Origin of the sequence: Streptomyces sp. NPDC005533 (assembly GCF_042871845.1) — a bacterium.
Lineage (GTDB): Bacteria > Actinomycetota > Actinomycetes > Streptomycetales > Streptomycetaceae > Streptomyces.
Genome location: NZ_JBIAJH010000015.1, coordinates 151547 through 174785, shown reverse-complemented (window position 1 = coordinate 174785; position 23239 = coordinate 151547). Strand labels below are relative to the sequence as shown.

The window sequence follows — 23239 nt, the reverse complement described above, 5'->3', positions numbered from 1 at the left end:
TGTTCCCTCCGGGAGTCAGCGGGCGCCGCAGGAGCGCAGGTAGGCACGGGTGCGCCGGGCGATCGGCAGCGGCTGGTCGGGCGGACAGGGGTACATGTCCTGCTCCACGATGGCGAACAGGTCCACGCCCAGCCGCTGGGCCGCCGCCAGTACGGGCTCCAGCGCGGGCACCCCCGACGGCGGCTCGCACATCACCCCGCGGCCCACGGCCGGCCCGAAGGGCAGCTCCTGCGCGCGGACTTCGGCGAGGATCCGCGGGTCCACCTGCTTCAGGTGGAGGTAGCCGATCCGCTCGGCGAACGTCTCGATCGCCCGGACGCTGTCGCCGCCGCAGTACGCGTAGTGCCCGGTGTCCAGGCAGAGCGAGACGAGACCGGGATCGGTCGCGTCCAGGAAGCGGGCCACGTTCTCGGGCGTGTCGATGTGGGTGTCGGCGTGCGGGTGGACGACGATCCGCAGCCCGTACCGGTCCTGGACCTCCCGGCCCAGCCGCTCGGTCTGGGAGGTCAGTTCACGCCATTGCGCCGGGGTCAGGACGCGGTCCTCCCGCACCTCCCCGGTCTTGTCGTCCCGCCAGAAGGAGGGGATGACGACGAGATGGGCCGCGCCCATGGCCTGCGTCAGCTCCGCGATCCGCGACACGTGCTCCCAGGTGTCCTCCCACACGGCGGGCCCGTGATGGAGTCCGGTGAAGACGGTTCCGGCCGAGACCCGCAGTCCGCGCTTGACCGTTTCCTCGGCGAGTCGGGCGGGATCGGTGGGCAGATAGCCGTAGGGGCCGAGCTCGATCCACTCGTACCCCGCGTCGGCGACCTCGTCGAGGAAACGCTCCCAAGGGGTCTGCCGGGGGTCGTCGGGAAACCAGACACCCCAGGAGTCCGGAGCCGAACCGATGCGGATACGGGTCAACGCGGGCGGGGAGGACGTCATAGCGGCCACCTTAGGCGGGAGACGAGGGAGACGAGTGGGAGGACTGACTGTGACCGGCACCGGCGATCCGTTCGCGTTCGACCTGATCACGATGGGCCGCATCGGGGTGGATCTCTACCCGTTGACGACCGGCGTACCACTGGCCGAGGCGGAGACGTTCGGGAAGTTCCTGGGCGGCTCCCCGGCCAACGTGGCCGTGGCGGCCGCCCGGCTCGGACGGCGGGTGGCCGTGATCACCCGGACCGGCGCGGACCCCTTCGGCACGTATCTGCGCTCCGAGCTGCGGGGGTTCGGGGTGGACGACCGCTGGGCGACCGAGGTGGCGGGCCTGCCCACGCCGATCACCTTCTGCGAGATCTTCCCGCCGGACCACTTCCCCCTGTACTTCTACCGGCTGCCGAAGGCCCCGGACCTGGAGATCGCCCCGGACGAGGTGGACCTGGAGGCCGTGCGGGCGGCCCGCGTGTTCTGGATGACGGGCACCGGCCTGAGCGAGGAGCCCTCGCGGGCGGCGACGTTCGCGGCACTGGAAGCCAGGGCCACGGCGGGGACGACGGTGTTCGACCTGGACTGGCGGCCGACGCTGTGGCGGGAGAAACCCGGCCCGTACTACGAGCGGGCGCTCGCGTCGGCCACGGTGGCCGTCGGGAACGCCGAGGAGTGCGAGATCGCCATGGGCGAGTCCGAGCCGTACGAGGCGGCGCGGGCCCTGCTCGCCGCGGGGGTGGAACTGGCCGTGGTCAAACGGGGCCCGGAGGGCGTGCTGGCCGTCCACCGCGACGGGACGGTGGCGCAGGTGCCGCCGGTTCCCGTCCGGGTGGTGAACGGGCTCGGGGCGGGGGACGCGTTCGGGGGCGCGCTGTGCCACGGGCTGTTGGCGGGATGGGAGCTGGGCCGCGTCGTGCGGTACGCGAACGCGGCGGGGGCGATCGTCGCCTCGCGGCTGGCGTGCTCGACCGCGATGCCGTTCCCGCGCGAGGTGGAGGAGGTGCTGGGGCGTGCCGGTGGTGTCTGAGTGGGGGATGGAGTGGACCCGGCTGCGGGTGCTGGCGCTTGAGCCGGGGGAGACGTACGGGTTCGCCTGCGGCGACGCGGAATGGATCGTGCTCCCGCTGTCGGGCGGCTGCGCGGTCCGGTGCTGGGGCGCCGCCCTGCCGGGTGGCGGTCAAGCGCGGCTCGCCCGGAGGGGACCGCGGCCGGATCCGGCCTCGCCGGCGTCGGAGGCGCGGGTCCGGGAAGAGCCCGGCGGCGAACCGCACGTCTTCGAACTGCGGGGGCGGCGCGGGGTTTTCGCCGGTCCGACCGACTTCGCCTACGTGCCCCGGGACGCGCACGTAGAGGTCTCCTCGGCGCACGGAGGACGGTTCGCACTCGCAGGGGCGCGGTGCCACAACCCGCTCCCCGCACGCTACGGCCGGGCCGCAGACGTACCCGTCGAGCTGCGCGGCGCCGGGCAGTGCTCCCGGCAGGTCAACAACTTCGCGGCGGCCGGGGCGTTCCCCGCCGACCGGCTGATCGCCGTCGAGGTGCTCACCCCCGGCGGGAACTGGTCCTCGTACCCGCCCCACAAGCACGACGAGCACCACCCCGGCGAGGAGTCCCGCCTGGAGGAGATCTACTACTTCGAGATCGCCCCGCACGGGGACACCCCCGGGCTCGGCTACCAGCGGGTCTCGCCTTCCCCCCGCGGGAAGACCGACGTCCTCGCCGAGGTGCGGACCGGGGACGCCGTGCTGATCCCCGACGGCTGGCACGGTCCGTCCATCGCCGCCCCCGGGCACGACATGTACTACCTGAACGTGATGGCCGGGCCGGACGAGACCCGGGAGTGGCTGATCCGGGACCACCCCGACCACGGCTGGATCCGCGGCAGCTGGGACGGTCAGGACATCGACCCCCGGCTCCCCTTCCCCTCCGAGGAGGCCACCCGGTGAGGCTCACCGTCGCCCAGGCGCTCGTCCGCTTCCTGGCCCGCCAGTACACCGAGCGCGACGGCCACAGGCAGCGCCTGATCGCCGCCACCTGGGGCATCTTCGGGCACGGGAACGTCGCCGGGATCGGGCAGGCCCTGCTGGAGGCCGGGCCGGCCGCCATGCCCTTCCTCCAGGGACGCAACGAGCAGGCCATGGTGCACGCCGCCGTCGGGTACGCCCGCCAGCGCGGCCGGCTCTCCGCGCACGCCGTCACCACCTCCATCGGACCCGGCGCCACCAACCTCGTCACCGGCGCCGCCCTCGCCACGATCAACCGGATCCCGGTGCTCCTGCTGCCCGGGGACACCTTCGCGACCCGGCCCGCCGACCCCGTGCTCCAGCAGCTGGAGGTCCCGTACGCGGGAGACCTGTCGGTCAACGACACCCTGCGGCCCGTGTCCCGGTACTTCGACCGGATCACCCGCCCCGAGGCCCTGATCCCGGCCGCCCTCCAGGCGGTGCGGGTGCTGACCGATCCCGTCCACACCGGCGCCGTCACCCTGGCGCTGCCGCAGGACGTGCAGGCGCAGGCCCACGACTGGCCCGAGGAGTTCTTCGCCGAGCGGGTGTGGGGCGTACGGCGGCCCCGGCCCGACCGCACGGAGCTCGCCGCGGCCGCAGCGGCCGTACGGGACTGCGCGCGCCCCCTGCTCGTCGCCGGCGGGGGGATCCGGCACAGCGGGGCCGAGGCGGCCCTCGCCGCCTTCGCCGACGCCACGGGCATCCCGGTGGCCGTCACCCAGGCGGGCAAGGGCGTGCTCCCGTACGACCACCCGGCCGAGGTGGGCGGGATCGGCCACACAGGTACCGCCACCGCCGACGAGCTGGCCCGGGAGGCCGATCTGGTGATCGCCGCCGGGACGCGGCTGACCGATTTCACCACCGCCTCCGCGACCCTCTTCCAGAATTCGGCCGTCCGGTTCATCGGCCTCAACCTGGACCCGTACGACGCCCACAAGCTCGCCGCCCGCCCGCTGGTCGCCGACGCGCGCGAGGGACTCGACGAGCTCCGGGAGGCGGTCGCCGGGTACCGGGTGGATCCCGCGTACGCGAGCGCGTACGGGGGGCGCAGGAGCGCGTGGGAGGGCCGCGTCGACGACGCGTACGCCGTGTCCGCGGCCGACGAGGACCTCCCGCCCACCCAGGCCCAGGTGCTCGGGCTGCTCGACGGGCTGGTCGACGGAACCGACATCCTGGTCAACGCGGCCGGATCGCTCCCCGGTGACCTCCACAAGCTGTGGCGGGCCCGGTCGGCGGACCAGTACCACGTGGAGTACGGCTACTCCTGCATGGGCTACGAGATCCCGGCCGCGATCGGGGTGGCGATGGCCGCGCCCGGCCGGCCGGTGTGGGCGCTGGTCGGCGACGGGACGTACCTGATGAACCCGACCGAGATCGTCACGGCCGTCCAGGAGGGCGTCCCGATCAAGCTGGTGATCCTCGACAACCACGGCTACGCGTCCATCGGCGGCCTGTCGGGGGCGGTCGGCGGTGAGGGCTTCGGCACCGCCTACCGCTTCCGGGCGCCCGACGCCTCGTACACGGCGGACCCCCTCCCGGTGGACCCGGCGGCCAACGCGGCCTCCCTCGGAATGGCCGTGATCCGCGCCCGCACCGTACGTGACCTGCGCGAAGCCCTCGCCGAGGCCCGCTCGGCGACGCGTCCCACATGTGTCTACACACAGACCCGAACGCCCGACACTGTGTCGGGCCCACCCCCGGCACAGGCGTGGTGGGATGTTCCTGTGGCCGAGACCGCGACCCGCAAGGCGGCGGCCCAGGCCCGTGAAGAGTACGACCGGCAAGCCGCGCAGCGACGTCGCCATCTGTGAAGGAGCAAGGCAATGAAGACCGTCAACCACTGGATCGGTGGCAAGACCGTCGAGGGCGCGTCGGGCAACTACGGCCCGGTCACCGACCCGGCCACCGGCGAGGTCACCACGCAGGTCGCGCTCGCCTCGGCCGAGGAGGTCGACGCGGCGGTACAGGTCGCCAAGGAGGCCTACCAGACCTGGGGCCAGTCCTCGCTGGCCGCCCGCACCAAGGTGCTGTTCGCCTACCGCGCCCTGCTGGACGCCAACCGCGACGCCATCGCCGAGCTGATCACCGCCGAGCACGGCAAGGTCCACTCCGACGCGCTGGGCGAGGTCGCGCGCGGCCTCGAGATCGTCGAGCTCGCCTGCGGGATCACCACCCAGCTCAAGGGTGAGCTGTCCACCTCGGTCTCCAACCGGGTCGACGTCTCCGCCATCCGCCAGCCGCTCGGCGTCGTCGCCGGCATCACCCCCTTCAACTTCCCGGCGATGGTGCCCATGTGGATGTTCCCACTGGCCGTGGCCTGCGGAAACACCTTCATCCTCAAGCCGAGCGAGAAGGACCCGTCGGCCTCCAACAAGCTGGCCGAGCTGGCGAGCGAGGCCGGTCTGCCGGCGGGCGTGCTGAACGTGGTCCACGGTGACAAGGTGGCCGTCGACGCGCTGCTGGCCCACCCCGACATCGCGGCCGTCTCCTTCGTCGGCTCCACCCCGATCGCCCACCACATCCACACCACCGCCTCCGCCAACGGCAAGCGCGTGCAGGCCCTGGGCGGTGCCAAGAACCACATGCTGGTGCTCCCGGACGCCGACCTGGACGCGGCCGCCGACGCGGCGGTCTCCGCCGCCTACGGCTCGGCCGGCGAGCGCTGCATGGCGATCTCCGCCGTCGTGGCCGTCGGTTCCATCGCCGACACCCTCGTCGACAAGATCCGCGAGCGCGCCGAGAAGATCAAGATCGGCCCCGGCAACGACCCGACCTCGGAGATGGGCCCGCTCATCACGGCCGCCCACCGCGACAAGGTCGCCTCGTACGTCAAGGGCGCGGCCGCCCAGGGCGCCGACGTGGTCCTGGACGGAACCGGCTACACGGTCGAGGGCAACGAGAACGGCCACTGGATCGGCCTCTCCCTGCTCGACAACGTGAAGACCGACTCCGACGCCTACCGCGACGAGATCTTCGGGCCGGTGCTGTGCGTGCTGCGCACGGAGACCTACGAGGAGGGCGTGGCGCTCATCAACGCCTCGCCGTTCGGCAACGGCACCGCGATCTTCACCCGCGACGGCGGCGCCGCGCGCCGCTTCCAGCTGGAGATCGAGGCCGGCATGGTCGGCGTCAACGTCCCGATCCCGGTGCCGGTGGGCTACCACTCCTTCGGTGGCTGGAAGGACTCGCTCTTCGGCGACCACCACATCTACGGGAACGACGGCATCCACTTCTACACCCGCGGCAAGGTCGTCACGACCCGCTGGCCGGACCCCTCGGACGCGCCGGCCGGCGTGGACCTGGGCTTCCCCCGCAACCACTGACCGCCGACGCCGCACGCTGCCCGCCGATGCCGATCGCCGATCGCTGATCGCTGATCGCGCGCAAGCGCCGTAGGCCCGGATCGCCCCCCGCGCACCTCACCGCGGGGGGCGAGCCGCGTTTCAGAGCAGCGACCAGACGTCCTTCGCCGCCCCCGTGCCCCAGACCGCGTCGCCGTGGCCGTAGCCCGGCACCACCGTGAAGGCGACGCGGTCGTTCCCGGCGGCGCGGATCAACTCCGCGCCGCGCGGGTGGTCACCGCGGCCCAGCCCGGCGTTGACCCAGACCACCTCGGCGCGGATCCGGTCCCAGGCGATCCGGTAGGACGTCCCGCCGTCCTCCTCGTCGTTGTCGTCGTCACCCGCCCAGATCGCGGCGAGGTCCCGCATCAGCGCGGTCGGCAGGAGCCCGCTCCCGAGGGCGGCGGTCGCCGCGTGCCAGGTGGCCAGCGGGGTGTGCGTCAGGGCGTACCGGTCCTCGGCCGGGGTGGCGCCGAAGACGTAGGTCCCGGCGCTGTGCCCCTGGGCGTAGATCCAGTTCGCCGGTCCCGGGAGGGCGGCGGTGCGGATCAGCGCGAAGTGGGCGAGCCCGGCGTGCGTGAAGCGCCGGGTCGGGTCCGGCGGCCAGGGCGCCGGGGAGACGCCGTCCGGATCGGCCACCGCCTTGGCGATCACGGCCGCGAGTCCCGGATCGACGATGTGGACGCCCTGCGCGAGCTGGGTGGCGTACGCGTCCCGCGTATCGGCCGCGCGCACCGCCAGGTCGCCGGTGTACGGACCGGTGGTGTCCAGGACCAGCACCCGGCGCAGCCGCGGCGAGGTGTCGTGCGAGGCCGCGTCCAGGGCGAGGGCGGCCCCGGCGGAGTGCCCGGCGTACTGGTAGGGCAGGCCCAGTACGGAGTCCAGCGCGTCCACCACCCGGGCCAGGTCCCGGCGGTGCGCCGCGAGCCCCCAGTCGGCGGTGATGTCGGCGGCGGCCGCCGCGTCCTCGCGCGGGGTGACCCCGACCACCAGCAGGCCGCGGCCGCGCAGTTCGTGCGCGAGGTTGTGGTCGCCCGGGCCGCCGGGGGTGAAGAACTCCGCCGCGAAGTTCAGCCCGCCGCCGGGCAGCAGGTACGCGATCCCGCGCGGCGCCCGTCCGGTGTCCGCGATCACGTCCACCGTGACGGGGGCCGGGCCGCCGTCGTCGAGCGGGAGGGTGAGCCGGATCCAGCCGTCGCCCGGGACGTAGACGGCGGTGCCCGTGCCCAGCGCGCGCTCGATGCGGGTCAGCAGACCCGTGCCCTTGGCCGCGTCGCCGTGCTGTCGTTCCATCGAAGGTGCCTCCCCGCCCCCGGGTGATGGCCGAATACCGTCACCCCGGGACACCTTCGCCGGTCAGCGCGCCTGAGCCAAGTCCGGGGCGAGTTCGACCTGTTCGTCCGCCGTGCGGCGCCGGCGGCGGAGCACCCACAGGGTGACCCCGGCGCCCGCCGCGACCAGGATCAGGCCCACGGCCGGCCAGGGGACGGCGACGAACTCGGTCTCGGACCGCGAGACCAGATCGGGGTGGGCGCTCGCGCCCGCCGTGATCCTGACGGTCACCCAGTCGGACTGGGGGGCGTCCGGCCAGGGTTCGGTCAGCTCGACGCGTTGCCCCGGCAGCAGGGTCAGCTTCAGCTCGCGGGCCGGCATGTCCAGCACCCGGCGTCCGAACAGGCCCTCGGCGGAGACCGCCACCTTGGGCTCGACGACCACGTTGCCGCGGTTGACCAGCGCGTACGAGACCGTGGCGCGGGCGTTTCGCACCCACGGCAGCAGCGGCGCCGACCGGCTGATCCGCACGTCCTCCACGCTCAGTCCCGCAGTCAAGGGCCCGGGCACCCGGAAGTACAGCCGGGCGCCCACCGACCGCTTCACCCCGACCTGGACCTTGCCGTCCTGCTGCACGCCCTCCACGGCGGTGTTCAGGGCGACGATCCCGCCGACGTGGTCACCGGGCGTCGCGTCCGCCGGGACCTTCACGGTGAACGGGATGTCCTTGCGGCCCTTGGCCGGCACGGTGACGGTGCCCGCGGTCTCCGGCGGCAGCGCGATCCACGCGCCGACGTCCTTGGGCCTGGTCTCCACCGGGAGCAGCGCGAAGGCGCCACCCGCCGGGGTGTTCATCGCGTCGGTGGCGAAGACCTGGAACGTCAGCTCCTTGTCGGAGGAGTTGAGGAGCGTCACGCTGTCGCCGAGGGTGGTCCCGGCCGCGCCCTGGTGGAAGAAGTACGCGCGGTCGGTCATCGGCGCACCGGCCGCGGGGGTGGGGAAGACCCCCCAGGTGCCGTTGTCCGCGGCGCTCGCCGCGCCGGCCGGGAGCAGGCCCGCGCCCAGGAGCAGCAGGCCGAGGAGCAGCCCGTGGAACAGGCCGTGGAACAGGCCGTGGAGAGGGGTGCGGGTGCGGCTACGCGTACGGCGGCGGGTGCGCATGGGCGGTCTCCAGTCGGCGCCGGAAGGGGAAGGGGTGGTGCGGCGCCGGAGCGCCGCACCACCCTGGTCGAGCGGGCCGTACGGGTCAGGCGATCGAGAAGGTCACGACCGTCTGGTAGGTGTCGGCGAACATGAACGGCGGGAGCTGGATCATCCCGGCGCCGCCCACGGCGAACTCACCGCCGGTCAGTTCGTCCCCGCCGGCGGCCTGGGAGGCCACCTTCATCGGCACGTCGGAGATGGCGCCGGGCGTGCCCGCGGTGCAGGTGCTCGGGCTGTCCGGGTTGGTCACGGTGCAGGACGGCTGGATGCCGATCTGCGCCTTCGCCATCGAGTGGCCGGTGGCCTGGTTCAGGAACGGCGTACGGGTCGCCGTCACGTCCCAGCCGAGCGAGCCGCCGCGGAAGTCCTGGACGGTCGCGGCGTTGAAGACGCCGACCACCGACTGGGCCTTGCCGTTGATGGTGACCGAGCCGAAGCTGACGGCCGGCTGGCCGTCCTTCGGGCCGAGGGCCAGCGGTCCGGGGAGGACCTCGACGTCGACCGGGTTCTTGACGCCGGCCTGCTCCTCCACGAACACGAACGGTTTGGAGGTGGTCGCACCGTCGATCTTGATGGTGTCGGCCTTCTTGGTGACCGTGAGGGTGCAGGTGGCCACACCGGCGGCGTCCGCGGTGCCGGTGCCGTTGTCACCCGTCGGCGTGCCCGCGAGCAGGGCGGAGCAGGTGACGGCGCCGGGCGGCATGTTGGCGCCGCTGACGACGACCTGCTGGCCCGCCGGACCGCTGTTGGGCGTCAGCTTCGTCGTGATCGGGTCCTTGGGCAGGGCCTCGACCGCGACCGAGCCGAGCGAGGCGCTCGGGCGGGGTGCCGGGGTGCAGGTGGTGGTGAAGACCGAACCGGAGAGGTCCGCGTCGGTCACCGCGAGGTCGAGCGCGACGTTGACCGTGGTGCCCTCGGTGCCGTCCGGGATCTTGATGGTTCCGGAGAAGGCCTTGGGGTCGAGCGGCTGCCCGGCCACGACGCTGACGGTCTCGGGCGGGCTGGTGACCACCTGGGTGGTCGTCCCGACCTTGAGGGTGATCTTGGAGGTGTTCACCGTGGTGACGGAGAACCCGGGGATCAGCGGGCTCGCGCCCGGGTCGATCGTGATGGGGACGACGTCGCCGGCCTTGGCCCCGTCGGGCAGGGTGACCGTCCAGTTCTGGTTGCCCGAGCCGTCCGGCTGCGGCGCCGGGGCGTCGCAGTTCTCGAAGACGGCGGTGGTCTTCGTCGCGGCCTGCGCGGAGCCTGCCAGGCCCACCACGCCGCCCGTCAGGGCCAGGGACAAGGCTCCCGCCCCGGCCAGCACTCTTCGTCTGAGCGTTCTCGTACTCACTGGGTCGCGACTCCTTCGTCATGACGAACCCCTCCCCCCCACCCGCTGTGTGGGGGAGGCCGAGCCGGTGCGGTGGCCGATATTGACGCGTCGCGGTGATGAGAAGTCAATGACTTGCTTTCGCCCGAAGCACTCAGAAATTGATGGGCCATCAGGGGAGGTCTGCTGGCCTAACGGATACCGACTGGTCGGGGTGCGCGCCGGCTGTGCCGGGTGGGCCGAAAGAGACGACCTAGCGCTCGGCGGGGAGGTGGAGCAGCCGGTTCGGGGTGCCGGCCGGGAGCGCGGTGATCCGGTCGGCCACGGCGTCGTGCAGCAGCGCCTCGGACACCTGGGCGGGAGTGCGTGCCGCACCCCGCGCCAGGAGGAGCGCGGCGACCCCCGCCACGTGCGGGGCGGCCATCGAGGTGCCGGAGGCGCGGGCGGTGGCGGTGGCGGAGTCCTTCCAGGCCGAGATGACGCCGACGCCCGGGGCCGAGAGGTCCACGCAGGGGCCGTGACTGGAGAACCGAGCGCGCCGGTCCGCGGCGTCGGTCGCGCCGACCGTGATCGCCTGCGGGACACGGGCGGGGGAGCCCACGCAGGCGTCCTTGCCGTCGTTGCCCGCGGCCACGGTGAAGGTGATGCCGGCGGCCACGGCCCGGATCACCGCCGCGTCGAGGGCGCGGCTGGGGGTGCCGCCCATGCTCATGTTGGCCACCGCCGGGGTGCCCGGGGCCTTCGCCGCGTCCTTCACCACCCAGTCGAGGCCTTTGAGGATGGCCGAGAGGCTCCCGGAACCGCGGCAGTCGGCCACCTTGACCCCGACGAGCGAGACCCCCTTCGCGACCCCGTACGTCTCCCCGCCCACGGTCGCCGCGACGTGCGTGCCGTGCCCGTTGCAGTCGCGGGAGCTCCCGAGGAACACCGCGTTGTAACCGAACCGGGCGCGGCCGCCGAACTCCCGGTGGAGGGTGTTGATCCCGGTGTCGACGATGTAGACGGTGACGCCCGCGGCCCGGGTGGGGTACGTGTACGAGCCGTCGAGCGGGAGCTCGCGCTGGTCGATGCGGTCCAGCGGCCAGGGCGCGGACGTCTGGGCCTGCGGCTGCGCGCCGAGGGCGGCAGGGATGCCGGTGGTGCTGGCGGCGCCGGTGGTGCTGGCGGCGCCGGAGTTGATGGTGGAGTTGGTGTGGAATTCCGCGTCCGGCTCCACGGAGGCCACCCGGGGGTCGGCGGCCAGGACGGCGGCCCGGGCGGCGGTGGTGCGGACGGCGAAACCGTTGAGGGCGGCCTCGTAGACCGGCCCGACCTCGTCGCCGGAGTCCGCGGCCTCGGCGGCCAGGGCGCGGGTCGGGGCGCGCGAGCTGGTGTCCTTGAGGACGACGACGTAGGGGGCGACGGCGGTTTCGGCGAAGGCGGAGGCGGCTGAGGCGGGGTGCGGCGGCAGGGCGGCGGCCGTGGTGGCCGCCGCGAGGAGCGCGGCGGCGGCGGGGAGGAGCGGGACGAATGCGGTCATGCGGCCGATGCTCGGCGAGCGGCGGCGCGGGCGCGCGGAGGGTGCGCCGAGTGGGCGCACGACACGCCGCCGCGCGGGCTACGGGGTGAGGGGCCAGCCGCGCATCGCGAAGACGCCCTCGTCGCGGGCGCCGGCGGCGTCGTAGGTGGCCAGGGCGGCCTCGTTGTCGGTGTCGACCCCCACCCACATGCCGTAACAGCCGCGGGTCCTCGCCTCGTCGGCGAGGGCCAGGGTCAGGGCGCGGCCGATCCCGCGGCGGCGGTACCCCTCGTCCACGGACAGCTCGTACAGACACATCTCGGTGCCCTTGTCGGGGTGGCTCATCTCGATGCCGGAGACCATTCCCGCAGGCACGCCGTCGACGTAGGCGATGAGCATCACGTGCCCCGGCGCGGCGAGGAACCGCTCCGACCACTCCTCGCGGGTCGGCCCGTCGAGGAGGGATTCTGCGGCGGAGAGCTCGGCGGGGGTGAGGGCCCGGCGGATGTCCATGCCGGCCACGATAATGCGCCCGTGACGGATGGTGAGCCCACGTCCGGCGCGGCGCGGCGGGCGGCCGGAAACTCCCGACCGGACGGCCGCAGGACCCGCCGGCGCCGGGCCCGGTGGGCCGTCCCCGTCACGGGGCCCGGAAGGGGACAGCCGTTAGCGTGGCCCTTCCGTCGGACCGTCGGACAACTGAGGGGGAGCCTCGTGAGAAGTGCCGTCGTCACTCCGGAAGAGGACCGGATCCGCTGGGTCGAGCTGCCGGGGGAGGAGCCGGCCCGGGTGTACGTGCACGGGCTCGGGGCCACCTCGCCCGCCTACTTCGCGGCGAGCGCCACGCATCCGCTGCTGTCGGGGAGGCGCTCCCTGTTGGTCGATCTGCTGGGCCACGGGCACAGCGACCGGCCCGAGGGGTTCGCGTACACCCTCGAAGCGCATGCCGACGCCCTCGCGGCCGCCCTCGTCGGAGCCGGTGTGGAAGGCGCCGAGCTGATCGCGCACAGCATGGGCGGATCCGTGGCCATCGTGCTCGCCGACCGCCATCCCCAGCTGGTGTCCCGGCTGGTGCTCGTCGACGCCAACCTCGACCCCCTGCCGCGCGTCCCGGGCACGGCCGGCAGCAGCGGGATCGCCGCCTACACCGAGGAGGAGTTCCTGAACGGCGGCTGGGCGGAGGTACGGGACCGGGTCGGCGCGCACTGGTGGTCCACGATGCGGCTCGCGGACCGGACGGCCCTCCACCGCACGGCCGTCCACCTCGTCGCCGGCACCACGCCGACCATGCGCGAGACGCTGCTGGAGCTGAAGATCCCGCGCAGCTACCTGCTGCCCCAGGCGGACGGTCCACTGCCGGGCGCCGAGGCCCTGGAGGCGGCGGGCGTGGCGGTGGTACCGGTCCCCGACTGCGGGCACAACATCATGCTGGACAACCCCGAAGGCTTCGCCCGCGCCACCGCGACCGCGCTGACCCGCGGATAGGCCGCCGGGCCCCCTCCCGCACCCGTGAAGTCCGGCCGGACGGCGCCTAGTTCCTGCCGGCCGGGGACGGGGTGCCGTCGGTCCAGGCGTAGACGCGCTTGCCGCGCACCGCGACCTGGTACTGGTGGGCGTCGCGGCACTCGGAGCGCACCTCGGCCCGGAGACTGCCCGGCCACCACTTGGCGTGCAGGTCCGGGGCGCTCAGCTGCTTCGGCGAGCCCGCGCTGCACTGCGGGCCGTCGAGCGGCGTCGCGCCCAGGGTGAAGCGGATCATCCGCGCCTCGCCGTTGGTGCGCATCCGTATGCGGACGTCGGTGGCGTCCTTGGGTATCCAGGACGGCAGCGCGAACCCGGACTTGGTGCGCGGGGACGCGTCGGCGACGGTCGCGAAACGCCGGCCCTTCTCCTTGTACACCCGCTGGTCGATCGTGTCGGTGACGGGGTTGGGCGGCAGGTTGGGCAGGGCGAAGGCCGCGGTGGCGAGGACTCCCACCGTGGCGGCGGCGACGACGAGCGGGCGGCGTTTCATACGGTCCAGTCTCTGACGGGGGGCGCACTTCGCGCGTCCCTCCGCAGGACGAACCGCGCGTGGGCCGGAAGTCTTATCCGGTCTCATACCTGGGAGGGGCACGGTTTAGGGCCGCACGGCGGGCAGTAACCGGGCGGCACCCGCGGGAGTTGGCGGAGGTGATCCGTCCGCCCCGGCCCCGAGGACCTTCCATGCGCCGTCGCCGCCTCGTCCCCGCCCTCGCCACCGCCGCCGCCACCGCGGTGCTCGCCCTCGCACCGGCCGCCTGGGCCGCGCCGGCGGTGCCGGCCGACAAACCGCTGGTGCTGAGCCACTGGACCCAGCCCAGCGCCGCCAGTTACCACGCGTGGGCCGACGCGCGCGAGCACCGGGACGCGTGGGCGGCGTACGGCTTCGACTGGTCGACCGACCAGTGCACGACCTCGCCGGACAACCCGTTCGGCTTCCCCTTCGCCGCGGCCTGCGCCCGTCACGACTTCGGCTACCGCAACCACCGGGCGGCAGGGCTGTTTCCGGCCGCCAAGGCCCGGCTGGACCAGGCGTTTTACGCGGACATGAAGCGGGTGTGCGCCCAGTACTCGGGCGGCCGCAAGAGCTCCTGCGAGGGCACCGCGTGGACGTACTACCAGGCGGTCAGGCTCCTCGGAATCTCGTAGCGGTCTCCGGGGGCGCACGGCCGGCCACCGCCCTGATCGGCCCCTCGGGCTGCGGCACGTCCACCATCCCGCGGACCCGGTGCATCGGCCGTTCCCTCCCGGTCCGCCCCGGACCCTGCTGACGGACGAACCCTGCTCCACCCCGGCCCTGTTCACCACCCCATCCGACCCCCGCACGGCGAACCACGTCGAGGGCCGCATCGGCTGACGCTGCCCCGATCGGCTGGGCCTACCGGACCAGGTGCCGGGCGAACCAGTCCCCGGCCAGGGCGGCCACCTCGTCCAGGGCGCCCGGTTCCTCGAAGAGGTGGGTGGCTCCGGGGACGATCTCCAGCCGGTTCTCGCAGCGCAGGGCGCGCTGGGCCGCGCGGTTGAGGTCGAGCACCGTCGTGTCCCGGCTCCCGACGACGAGGAGGGTGGGGGCCCGTACGGCGGCCAGCCGGGGGCCGGCGAGGTCGGGCCGGCCGCCGCGGGAGACCACGGCGCCGATCCCGTCCCCGTCACCGTGCGGGGCCTGCGCGGCCTCTGCGGCCTCCGCGGCCGCCCACAGCGCCGCCGCGGCCCCGGTGCTCGCCCCGAAGTAGCCGATCGGCAGGGGCACACGGCGCCGTAGCCAGCGGGTGGCCTCCGCGAGCCGGCCGGCCAGCGGCTCGATGGCGAATACGTTGGCCCGGTCGGCCTCCTCCGCGGGGGTGAGCAGGTCGAAGAGCAGGGTGCCGAGCCGCGCCCGGTTCAACTCCGCCGCCACCGCGCGGTTGCGCGGGCTGCGGCGGCTGCTGCCCGAGCCGTGGGCGAACACCACGACCGCCCCGGCTCCCTCCGGCAGGGCGAGGTCCCCGGCCAGGGCGAGGCCGCCGGCGTCCACCTCGACCGCGGTGGCCCGGACGTCCGCGCCGGGCCCGGCCGCGGGGCCGGCCGCCGCCTGCGCCAGCAGGGCGACGACCTCCTCGTCGGGGGTCTGGGAGAAGTCCTCGTACCACTCGCCGACGGCGCGGAAGGCGTGCGGTGCGGACAGGCACACCACTTCGTCGGCCGCGGTGCGCAGCCGCGCGACGGCGTCCGGCGGCGCCACGGGAACGGCAACCACCACCCGCGCCGCCCCCTGCGCCCGTACGACCTCGCAGGCGGCCGCAGCCGTGGCCCCGGTGGCGATCCCGTCGTCCACCACGACCACCGTGCGGCCCGCGAGGGCCACCCGCGGCCGCTCGCCGCGGAACCTCCGCGCCTGCCGCGCCAGCTCCGCCTCCTCGGCGTGCTCGACCGCGGCGAGGTCCTCCGGCCGGACGCGGCTGCTGCGGACGATGTCCTCGCTGATGACGCGTACGCCGCCCTCCCCGATCGCACCGAAGCCCAGCTCGCGGTGGTGCGGGACGCCGAGCTTGCGGACCACGATCACGTCGAGGGGGGCGCCGAGCGCCCGCGCCACCCGGAAGGCCACCGGCACTCCGCCGCGGGGCAGTCCCAGGACGACGGGGTCTTCCGCCCGCAGGTGACGGAGCGCCTCGGCGAGACGCTCACCCGCATCCGTGCGATGGAGGAACAGCACCGGGTTCACCCCCGAACGAGGGGAGACGACGACCACGCCACGCATTCCACGCTACTCCGCCGCGAGCCGCGATCGGCCCCGGCGAACCACCTCGACCCGCAAGAAAGCCCTCCGCGGAGGGAGGGCTCGGGTGGTGCGGAAAGAGTGCCCCCGGCAGGACTCGAACCTGCGGCCAAGTGCTTAGAAGGCACCTGGTCCATGTCGCGACGATGTGCCCCTGACCTGCACGAACCGCTGGCGGTACAAGACCAGTCACCGCGCCGTTCCGCCGTTCTCGGGAAACCTCCGTCCGGTCCCGCGGCCTCCACCTGCACTGCCTTATCAGCTTGTGCCGCCACGGCCCGAGACGCTGGTGGCACCCCTTCTCGTGGAGCTTCCGGTGATCCCCCGCTGGCCGGGTAGCACCAACGGTGAGTCAGGGAAAGCCTCAGGGAAGGTAGCCACGCGCGCCCGAGACAAGCTGATCACGGCCATGACTACGGCTGTCAGGACGACGGCAGCGAGTGGCCCCCCAGGGGCTGTCGCCCAACCAGGTGCATGCTGACCGACAGGCCCGCCGGAAGTTAGGGCAGGCAACGCGGCCAACAGCGCTGCACCTGCGGCCCACCGCCGCTTGACCCGATAGCCGGAACACGCAGCAGCAGCCAAGGCCGCGAGCAGAATTGAGGCGAGTAGTGGCGCTCCAGGTGAGCGGACATGCCATGCCGGGTGCAGATCCGACAGCATTCGCAGCCACAGCGCTCCGTAGAAGGCGAGCACGGCGCCGACCGCCAATGACATGGAAGTAGTTGTCCGAAACTCGGGCGGAACGATCCTCACAGGCGGGTCGGCAGGTGGTTCGCCTCCCAGCTCGGCGTCGAGGAGAGCTACCATCTCCCGGTGGCTTCGCCGACCGCGCCAGGTGAACATAGCGCTCAGTACCACCGTCGTCACCCCGAGCGGCAGCCATCCTCCGAGGACCGCCTCGACCAGGGTCTCGCCGCGCGCCATGCGGGGCACCAGAACAGCGAATGCCACCCATAGCATGAGGACCGCTTGAAAGCAGCGACGTCGGTCGTGCTGCTTGCGCAAGGCCTGCTCGTAGCGGGCGACGGTCTCCACCCACCTCCGTCCTCCAAAGCGCTCGCGCGTTGCGGATTCGACGTCCGTAAGCAGCTTGGCCGTCATGTGGCGTGTGAGCAGTCCGTCGCTGTCGAAGTACTTGGTGTGGTCGTGCAGCGGGTGTCCCAGTACCGGCGTGGCCTCCTGTTCCACTCCCGGAGGGAGCGTGGGCAGCAGCATCCTGCCCACCATGTCGTGCTGGCTGCTGTACTCATGCCACTCCAGCGCCTTCGCACCCTTGGGTGTCGGCAGGACGAAAGGTGCCTTCGCGCCGGGCACGATTCGGAACTTGACGATCAACCCGCACCCGATGGTCAACGCCGCGCTTACCGCGATAGCTGCCCACCGCTCCCAGGACATGTCGCCCACGAGGAGCATGCCTGACTGAATCCGCTCCAACGACTCAGCCATGGCTTGCATCATGGTCGTACCGAACTCGGGGGGCTGCGCGGCCAGTGGAAGTGCCAACGATGACGTGGTCGTCGTCAGCTGCATCAGCATGCCCGCCGCGACCTCCGAGCTGCTCGGCTCGATGAGCGGTGAGGTCCCCCAAGCCAAGCAGATGGATGCGAGTGGCAATACCCAGGCCGCGGCTGCGACAAATGGTCGTCTGGCCTGCTGAAGAATCCAGATGGGCTTGAGCCCTGATCCAACCCCCACCAGCCGAATTACCTTCCGCTGGTTACGCCCTCCTTGGCGAGCCATGAGCTGGTGGGCAAGGAAACCGCCTTGGGAGTGAGCGACGACCACGATCTTGTCGCAGTGCTCCCGCATCCAACACAGTCGATCTTCTAGATAGTCGAGCAGCTTCTCGCGTTCCTTGTCCCTAACGGCTGCCATGATCACGTGATCGGCGACATTCAGGCGGGTACTCAGCAGAACCACGAGTGCGGCGGCGCCACCGCTGGCGACCCAGGGATGCTTCGAGAGAAGCGCCATGAATGCGGCCAGGAGCACGAGCGAAGTGAGAAACCGCCAACCCATGCGCCCCATGTGGCGCATGTCCGGACTGGTGAGGAAGCCGATAGGCCACAGTCCATCGCGGATCGAACGCAGCAAGGTGCTCTTGAAGGAGGCCTCAGTTGACACCCAGACAGAGCGGTCGCGGCGATCGGGCCCGACCAGCAGAAGCACCGCGGGCAGACTTCTCACAAGGTAGATCACTGTCAGCAGCCATCGGAGGTACCACGAGGGCCGACGAAAGCGGTCCGACCACACCGCCTCCGCGATGAGTACAGTTGCTGCCCGATGCCCCGGAACGGTGATGCGGGCGGTCGCATGGGCGGGAGCCCCGAACGGCCACTCGGCGGAGCTCTCCCTGCACTCTGGGGTCTCCGTCCAGATAACCGACGACGCGCCGTGGGCCTTGGCGAGTGGGTCCACGATGGTCTTGCCCATGTGGCGAAGGACAGAGCGCTCGGAGCCGACGTGTCGATGTTGGTTGCCGACTCCGTGCACAACGAGGTATCCGACGCGCGGCCCGCGGATGCCCTGCCTGTGGGCCTTTTGCTCGAGGGCGCCTTCCTCAGATAACGCCTTGCGCCGAGCCGCTCCTGCCTGGGCCTGGCCGCGACGCTTTTGTGAACGCTTCATTGTGCTCCTTGCCGATGGTGCCGAGCCATGAGCGATCATCCGGCACGGCAGCAATCAGCCGCATCCGTACAGATACTCAATGTGGTCTCGCTGTTGGGAGGGAGAGCCCCTGATGGACAGTCGTAAGCACCGTCTACGACTGGCGCATCGGACATACCTGCGATTTCCCCGGCTACCTGCGGCCTATCGCAAGGCTCCCCGGCCGGTGGTACTGAGGTTTTGGTGCCCGCGGTTCACCTGGATGGAGCCGGCGGGGGAGTGGTTATCGCGGTGAATGTTCGAGGGGGGCAGAATGATTCGCCGCCGTGCCGATCCCTCACTGGCCTGCCTGCGCTGTGATTGGCCGCGTGGTGAGCGCAGGCCAGTAGGTGTCCGGACGTGTTCCTTGCTCGGACGGGGGCCTGGTAGTGCTGCACGTAGCGCACTAGGTTGTCAGCGAGGCTGGCGTTTCTTGGGGGCGATGTGGAGGAGCAGGCGTTCAACAGGGCTGTGGCTGGGCTCATCCGAGACGCGCGAAGGCGCGCGGGGGTGACACAGGCGTTTTTGGGGCGCCAAGCGGGGCTGTCGCGTGGTTCGATCGCGAACATCGAGGCGGGGACGCAGGCGCCGCCGCTGTATCGGCTCGCTCTCATCGCTGCCGCACTGAACCTGCAGCCGGCGGAATTGCTGCCCCCTCTTCGCCCTGACGAGGCGGCCGGTCTGCCGGACCGACATGCTGCTGACGTCGCCGCGGTGTGGGCGCAGGCGGCCAAGATGAGGGGCGGTCATGGCGAAGGCTGATGTCGCGGCACGTGCGCTGCTGCGTGAGTTTTGCATCGAGGAGCCGCCGATCAGCCCGTTCGACCTAGCCCGGGAACTCCACATCCTCGTCGTCCCTCAGCGCATGGATGACGATGTCTCAGGCATGCTCCTGCGGAAAGACGGCAGCTGTGTCATCGGTGTCAATGAGGCCCATTCTCGCGAACGACAGCGCTTCACGGTGGCGCACGAGCTGGGGCACCTGCGCCTGCACGAGGGGCGTCCGCTCATTTTGGACACCGACGCACGCGTGAACTATCGCAACGCGGTGTCGAGCATGGCCACTGACCGCGAGGAGATCGACGCCAATCGCTTCGCCGCGGCGCTGCTCGCCCCGGAGGAGTTGGTCCGCCGGGCGGCCCAGCACATCAGTTTCCGGACGACGGATGATCTCGTCCGCGCGCTGGCCCAGCAGTTCCTGCTGAGCGAGATGGCTATGACGTACCGCCTGATGAACCTCGGCATCGTCTCGGGTCCCGCGCACTGACAGGGCGCTCAGGCCACCAGTAGGTGGCCTGCCCGTCGGCTGCTCCGAGCGGGACCGCCGCTGAACTTTGCGTGCATTTAGCCAAGCCGGCATGGCGCCTGTGATCTCCGCCAGTGCGTCAGCGAGGCTGACGCTCAAAAAGTGTCTTGCGCGAGTGTTGCTCTATGTGGTGCACTGGTTACAGCAGAGAGTAAATGCTGTCTCTGGTGCATGAGGTGAGCCCTGCTCGGCCTGAGGCTGAGAAGAGCCCGCCCGCACGCGTCACGGGCGTACCGCGTACACGTGCCTGGCCTTGATGGCCTCGGCACCACTGACCGGACGGCACCGAACTTCACACGATGGCCACCGTCGCGAGCAGCCATCGCTGATGCCGCAAAGCGGCAGGCGCTCCGCAAAGTGCCGCCGCCGATCTACCCGCGCGTCCGCACCCGGGATCCTCGCCCTTGCACGACAACCCATACAAGTCCGGGCGTACCCACCCGATGAGTGCGTTCGCGTGTCCTCGCACCCCCACCCATCTCCGTGATCCATGCCGTCGTACCCGTCGGCATGGATCCGACGCACCCGCGTGGCCCGGTCTCGCGCAGACAACCGCCCTCCGAGCCGCTTCCGGACCCGCCACAGAAAGGAAACACCGCCATGCACCACATCAAGGGCTTCGAGGCGTTCCTCCGGGACACCGTGAACCTCAGTCAGGGCAAGCTCGATCTCCTCGCCACCCGCGTCGAGGCCATCTACAACGCCCTCAAGGCTGATCCCGACCTCGGACCGCTGGTTCTAGGGAAGAAGCCGCAAGGGTCGTGGGCGCAGCGCACGATCATCAACCCCGTCGGCCTTAGCGAGTTCGACGCCGACTTCATGCTTCACCTCGCCGAGGTCATCGAATGGGCCGACAGCCCAAAGACATACATCGACAAGGTCTACGCTGCGCTCCACCGGCACAGCGTCTACGGAGACATGCCGCACACCCGCAAGTGCCGCTGTGTGCAGCTGAGCTACGCCAACTCCATGCACGTCGACATCGTTCCCTACCTCCACCTGGAAGACGGCCGCGAGGTGATCGTGAACCGCGACGCCAACGTCTGGGAGAGGACCAACCCAGCCGGCTTCACCACCTGGATGCAGGAGAAGGACAGCATCGCCAACGGCAACCTGCGCAAGGTCATCCGCCTGGTGAAATACCTGCGCAACCACCGGAACTCCTTCACCGGCACCCGCTCCATCATCCTCACCACCCTGCTCGGTGAACGCGTCGGCGAGACCAGGGCCCTCAGCGAGCCCGGCTGCTACAGCAACGTGCCCATCGCACTGCTCACCATCATCGAAGACCTCGACACGTGGCTGCAGGACCGGCCCGTCAGGCCTTCCATCCCGGACCCGTCAGGGTCGGGCGTCACCTTCGACCACCGCTGGAACCAGGAGACCTACGCCTACTTCCGTGAACGCATTCACACCCACGCCCGCCAGATCCGCGAGGCCTGCGAGGAGCCGGACTACGAGACGAGCGTGCGGCTGTGGCGGAACCTGTTCGGCGACGCCTTCCCCGATCTGCCGCGCCCCACCGCGTCCGTCACTCCGGCAACGCCCAAGTTCCCCACACCACTAGTGATCGCCACCACCTCGCGGGCCGGGAGGGCCGGATGACCAAGCGCAAGATCCCCCGGGCTCGCCCAAACCCGTGGCAGCAAGGGCTGCTGCGCCAGCTCACGGCGCTCACGGCCGGGCACCGCCAAGATCTATGTGTCACCGGCAGCCCTCGTACTGATCCCGGCAGTCTGGTCGCCGTCCCCATCCGCGTTCGCACTGGCGACATGCCGCACTCTTCGGGTGGCCTTGCTCTGGGGGAGACCGAGGACTTCATCCTTTGCCTCCCTGCCATCCCCACGATCCCGCCCTGGGTGAAGACCACGCACACCAGGTTCGCCGGCACCCCCCACGTCCTGCAGGGCCACCGGCTGTGCCTCTACCTCGACCCCGCCCGTGAATGGGACCCCGCCGCGGGAATCATCCCGGTCATGAACCGACTGTGGGAGTGGCTCACCGACGCAGCGGCCAGCCGATTCGACCCCGACATCGCCCTCTACCACCCCGTCGGCGGCATCCTCCACCACACACCTGGCACTCCCACCGTTGTCGTACGCGAACCTGTCCCGCACCACAGCCCTGGCACAGGCTGGCTCACGCAGCGCACCGCCGACCGAGTCGATTTGACCGTCCAGCGTCCGGACGACGAGCCCAGTCACCGCACTCCGATCCTTGCCGTGAACCACTCCCTGCCCCTCGGCGCCGGTGGCACTCTGGCCGAGCTGATGTCACACATCGACTCCACCGCAGCCGACGCACCCGGCTCCACTCCGCAGCCGGACGCCGCGTCGCAGGCGCTGCTGACTGCACTCGCCGCCGCTGCTCTGCGCAATCCCGATGAAACCGCCCAGCACTTCGTCCTGGCCGTCCGGCACCCCAACACCCCACAAGCAGCCCCCTTCCTGCTCGCCGGCAGACTGTGCCCCGACCACAGCGACGCGCTGCGAGAGCTCGCCCGCCGAAGAACACCAAGGCGCCTGGGCACCCTTCCCGAGGGACTGCTCCAGGCCGCCATCGAATGGTGCTACCTCTCCGACGAGCGCCCTGAGGTCACCACACGCCGGGACACACAGCGTCCCGTCCACGCCTTCCACGGCGCCCACGTCCACATCTGGGGATGCGGCGGCATCGGCTCCTGGGCAGCCGAGCTGGTAATCCGCGCCGGAGCCTCGCGGGTCACCCTCAGCGATCCCGGCCGTATAACCGGCGGGCTCCTCGTTCGGCAGAACTACACCGAGTCCCACATCGGAATGAATAAGGCAACCGCCTTGGCCCAGCGCCTGCGCACCATCCGGGACGATGTCACCATCGATGTTGCCGACTCTGACCGTCTGGAGGCCGCCGACCACGCGGACCTCATCATCGACGCCAGCGTCAGCATGGCCGCCGGACGATTCCTCGACGTCCTTGCCCAGCGCTCCCACCGTAAAGCCGTCCTTGCCCAGATGGCCACGGACAGTCTTTCCGCCAGCCTGGGGATCCTCACCATCGCCGCCCCCGGCAACCCCACCAGCCTCTCTACCATCGACCACTCCAGCGGTTGTCACGCCCTGGCCGCCGCGAGCCTCGAGCCCTACCACCGCCTTTGGGCGGAACCGGCCTCAGGCGACGAAGTACGCCCGACCCGTGGCTGTTCCGTGCCCACCTTCCACGGCTCTGCCGCCGACCTGATGACAACCACCGCCACCCTGGTCAACCTCCTGGCCATCCAGATGCGCCACCCCGTGTCAGGAACCCATCTGTGTGCCCAGCCCTACACCGGCACCACCCCGGCGCACCACTTCATCGCCTTCGCGGGCTCGGACCGATAGACGGGCCCCACATGCTGCCACGGCGTGTCCCGGCGATACATGCGTAGCAGGACGGCATTGAGGGTGCCAACAATCGCTCGCACGTGCCCGGCACGG

Annotated in this window: 19 protein-coding genes and 1 tRNA gene; 10 read left to right on the top strand and 10 right to left on the bottom strand. The window is 71.5% G+C overall.

Annotated elements, in window-relative coordinates; genetic code table 11:
* Positions 1 to 15: 15 nt before the first annotated feature.
* Positions 16 to 930, bottom strand: coding sequence for a sugar phosphate isomerase/epimerase family protein (locus ACFYP3_RS17935; protein ID WP_388833003.1), 915 nt, complete (start codon positions 928 to 930; stop codon positions 16 to 18).
* 34 nt (positions 931 to 964) lie between these two features.
* Here ACFYP3_RS17935 and iolC point away from each other — a divergent pair, with 34 nt between their 5' ends.
* The 4 genes from iolC to ACFYP3_RS17915 are packed head-to-tail and all read left to right on the top strand — an operon-like array spanning position 965 to position 6247.
* The gene (gene iolC, locus ACFYP3_RS17930) at positions 965 to 1945 is read left to right on the top strand and encodes a 5-dehydro-2-deoxygluconokinase (RefSeq protein ID WP_388833000.1); all 981 of its coding nucleotides are present in this window, start codon (positions 965 to 967) and stop codon (positions 1943 to 1945) included.
* 7 nt (positions 1946 to 1952) lie between these two features.
* Positions 1953 to 2864: a 5-deoxy-glucuronate isomerase gene (iolB, locus tag ACFYP3_RS17925; protein ID WP_388833044.1), complete on the top strand. Its 912-nt coding sequence runs from the start codon at positions 1953 to 1955 to the stop codon at positions 2862 to 2864.
* On the top strand, positions 2861 to 4735 hold the full coding sequence (iolD, locus tag ACFYP3_RS17920; RefSeq protein WP_388832998.1) for a 3D-(3,5/4)-trihydroxycyclohexane-1,2-dione acylhydrolase (decyclizing): 1875 nt from the start codon (positions 2861 to 2863) through the stop codon (positions 4733 to 4735). Before iolB ends, iolD begins: the two co-directional genes overlap by 4 nt.
* A gap of 12 nt (positions 4736 to 4747) precedes the next feature.
* Complete coding sequence (locus tag ACFYP3_RS17915) at positions 4748 to 6247, top strand: CoA-acylating methylmalonate-semialdehyde dehydrogenase (protein ID WP_388832995.1); 1500 nt, start codon at positions 4748 to 4750, stop codon at positions 6245 to 6247.
* Positions 6248 to 6367: 120 nt separating this feature from the next.
* Here the strand turns inward: ACFYP3_RS17915 and ACFYP3_RS17910 are convergent, their stop codons facing one another.
* From ACFYP3_RS17910 to ACFYP3_RS17890, 5 genes are all read right to left on the bottom strand, one after another.
* Positions 6368 to 7558 carry a hypothetical protein gene (locus tag ACFYP3_RS17910; RefSeq protein WP_388832992.1) on the bottom strand — a complete coding sequence of 397 codons (1191 nt, stop codon included), beginning with the start codon at positions 7556 to 7558 and terminating at the stop codon, positions 6368 to 6370.
* 63 nt (positions 7559 to 7621) lie between these two features.
* Complete coding sequence (locus tag ACFYP3_RS17905; RefSeq protein WP_388832989.1) at positions 7622 to 8698, bottom strand: WxL protein peptidoglycan domain-containing protein; 1077 nt, start codon at positions 8696 to 8698, stop codon at positions 7622 to 7624.
* Positions 8699 to 8783: 85 nt separating this feature from the next.
* Positions 8784 to 10076 carry a hypothetical protein gene (locus ACFYP3_RS17900; RefSeq protein ID WP_388832986.1) on the bottom strand — a complete coding sequence of 431 codons (1293 nt, stop codon included), beginning with the start codon at positions 10074 to 10076 and terminating at the stop codon, positions 8784 to 8786.
* A 232-nt stretch (positions 10077 to 10308) separates the two neighbouring features.
* The gene (locus ACFYP3_RS17895) at positions 10309 to 11574 is read right to left on the bottom strand and encodes a S8 family peptidase (protein ID WP_388832983.1); all 1266 of its coding nucleotides are present in this window, start codon (positions 11572 to 11574) and stop codon (positions 10309 to 10311) included.
* A gap of 78 nt (positions 11575 to 11652) precedes the next feature.
* Complete coding sequence (locus ACFYP3_RS17890) at positions 11653 to 12066, bottom strand: GNAT family N-acetyltransferase (protein ID WP_388832981.1); 414 nt, start codon at positions 12064 to 12066, stop codon at positions 11653 to 11655.
* A 201-nt stretch (positions 12067 to 12267) separates the two neighbouring features.
* On the opposite strand from ACFYP3_RS17890, the gene ACFYP3_RS17885 reads away from it, so the two are divergent.
* Positions 12268 to 13038, top strand: a complete 771-nt coding sequence (locus ACFYP3_RS17885) for an alpha/beta fold hydrolase (RefSeq protein ID WP_388832978.1) — start codon at positions 12268 to 12270, stop codon at positions 13036 to 13038.
* Between the two features lie 46 nt (positions 13039 to 13084).
* Here ACFYP3_RS17885 and ACFYP3_RS17880 read toward each other — a convergent pair whose 3' ends face one another.
* On the bottom strand, positions 13085 to 13567 hold the full coding sequence (locus ACFYP3_RS17880) for a hypothetical protein (RefSeq protein WP_388832975.1): 483 nt from the start codon (positions 13565 to 13567) through the stop codon (positions 13085 to 13087).
* Between the two features lie 191 nt (positions 13568 to 13758).
* Here ACFYP3_RS17880 and ACFYP3_RS17875 point away from each other — a divergent pair, with 191 nt between their 5' ends.
* On the top strand, positions 13759 to 14223 hold the full coding sequence (locus ACFYP3_RS17875) for a phospholipase (RefSeq protein WP_388832972.1): 465 nt from the start codon (positions 13759 to 13761) through the stop codon (positions 14221 to 14223).
* A gap of 229 nt (positions 14224 to 14452) precedes the next feature.
* Here ACFYP3_RS17875 and ACFYP3_RS17870 read toward each other — a convergent pair whose 3' ends face one another.
* The 3 genes from ACFYP3_RS17870 to ACFYP3_RS17860 form a co-directional block, all read right to left on the bottom strand.
* On the bottom strand, positions 14453 to 15769 hold the full coding sequence (locus tag ACFYP3_RS17870; RefSeq protein WP_388833041.1) for a phosphoribosyltransferase family protein: 1317 nt from the start codon (positions 15767 to 15769) through the stop codon (positions 14453 to 14455).
* Positions 15770 to 15917: 148 nt separating this feature from the next.
* Positions 15918 to 15993 (bottom strand) — tRNA-Arg (locus tag ACFYP3_RS17865).
* A 97-nt stretch (positions 15994 to 16090) separates the two neighbouring features.
* Entirely contained in the window at positions 16091 to 18268 is a 2178-nt protein-coding gene (locus ACFYP3_RS17860) for a hypothetical protein (protein ID WP_388832969.1), read from the bottom strand.
* A 657-nt stretch (positions 18269 to 18925) separates the two neighbouring features.
* Between ACFYP3_RS17860 and ACFYP3_RS17855 the strand changes: the two genes are divergently transcribed.
* The 4 genes from ACFYP3_RS17855 to ACFYP3_RS17840 all read left to right on the top strand — a co-directional run bounded on the left by ACFYP3_RS17855 (position 18926) and on the right by ACFYP3_RS17840 (position 23143).
* Positions 18926 to 19243 carry a helix-turn-helix transcriptional regulator gene (locus tag ACFYP3_RS17855; RefSeq protein WP_388832966.1) on the top strand — a complete coding sequence of 106 codons (318 nt, stop codon included), beginning with the start codon at positions 18926 to 18928 and terminating at the stop codon, positions 19241 to 19243.
* Positions 19230 to 19748: an ImmA/IrrE family metallo-endopeptidase gene (locus tag ACFYP3_RS17850; RefSeq protein ID WP_388832963.1), complete on the top strand. Its 519-nt coding sequence runs from the start codon at positions 19230 to 19232 to the stop codon at positions 19746 to 19748. The genes ACFYP3_RS17855 and ACFYP3_RS17850 overlap by 14 nt, the downstream gene beginning before the upstream one ends.
* Before the next feature lie 639 nt (positions 19749 to 20387).
* A complete protein-coding gene (locus tag ACFYP3_RS17845; protein ID WP_388832959.1) occupies positions 20388 to 21392 on the top strand; it encodes a cyclic GMP-AMP synthase DncV-like nucleotidyltransferase in 1005 nt (334 codons plus the stop codon).
* Entirely contained in the window at positions 21389 to 23143 is a 1755-nt protein-coding gene (locus tag ACFYP3_RS17840) for a ThiF family adenylyltransferase (protein ID WP_388832956.1), read from the top strand. Before ACFYP3_RS17845 ends, ACFYP3_RS17840 begins: the two co-directional genes overlap by 4 nt.
* Positions 23144 to 23239 lie beyond the last annotated feature (96 nt).

Coding starts and splice junctions, on each gene's coding strand:
- ACFYP3_RS17895 (WP_388832983.1), bottom strand. CDS start 11,574: ATGACCGCATTCGTCCCGCTCCTCCCCGCCGCCGCCGCGCTCCTCGCG.
- ACFYP3_RS17935 (WP_388833003.1), bottom strand. CDS start 930: ATGACGTCCTCCCCGCCCGCGTTGACCCGTATCCGCATCGGTTCGGCT.
- ACFYP3_RS17845 (WP_388832959.1), top strand. CDS start 20,388: ATGCACCACATCAAGGGCTTCGAGGCGTTCCTCCGGGACACCGTGAAC.
- ACFYP3_RS17850 (WP_388832963.1), top strand. CDS start 19,230: ATGGCGAAGGCTGATGTCGCGGCACGTGCGCTGCTGCGTGAGTTTTGC.
- ACFYP3_RS17840 (WP_388832956.1), top strand. CDS start 21,389: ATGACCAAGCGCAAGATCCCCCGGGCTCGCCCAAACCCGTGGCAGCAA.
- ACFYP3_RS17890 (WP_388832981.1), bottom strand. CDS start 12,066: ATGGACATCCGCCGGGCCCTCACCCCCGCCGAGCTCTCCGCCGCAGAA.
- ACFYP3_RS17915 (WP_388832995.1), top strand. CDS start 4,748: ATGAAGACCGTCAACCACTGGATCGGTGGCAAGACCGTCGAGGGCGCG.
- ACFYP3_RS17875 (WP_388832972.1), top strand. CDS start 13,759: ATGCGCCGTCGCCGCCTCGTCCCCGCCCTCGCCACCGCCGCCGCCACC.
- ACFYP3_RS17905 (WP_388832989.1), bottom strand. CDS start 8,698: ATGCGCACCCGCCGCCGTACGCGTAGCCGCACCCGCACCCCTCTCCAC.
- ACFYP3_RS17910 (WP_388832992.1), bottom strand. CDS start 7,558: ATGGAACGACAGCACGGCGACGCGGCCAAGGGCACGGGTCTGCTGACC.
- iolB (WP_388833044.1), top strand. CDS start 1,953: ATGGAGTGGACCCGGCTGCGGGTGCTGGCGCTTGAGCCGGGGGAGACG.
- ACFYP3_RS17880 (WP_388832975.1), bottom strand. CDS start 13,567: ATGAAACGCCGCCCGCTCGTCGTCGCCGCCGCCACGGTGGGAGTCCTC.
- ACFYP3_RS17860 (WP_388832969.1), bottom strand. CDS start 18,268: ATGGGCAAGACCATCGTGGACCCACTCGCCAAGGCCCACGGCGCGTCG.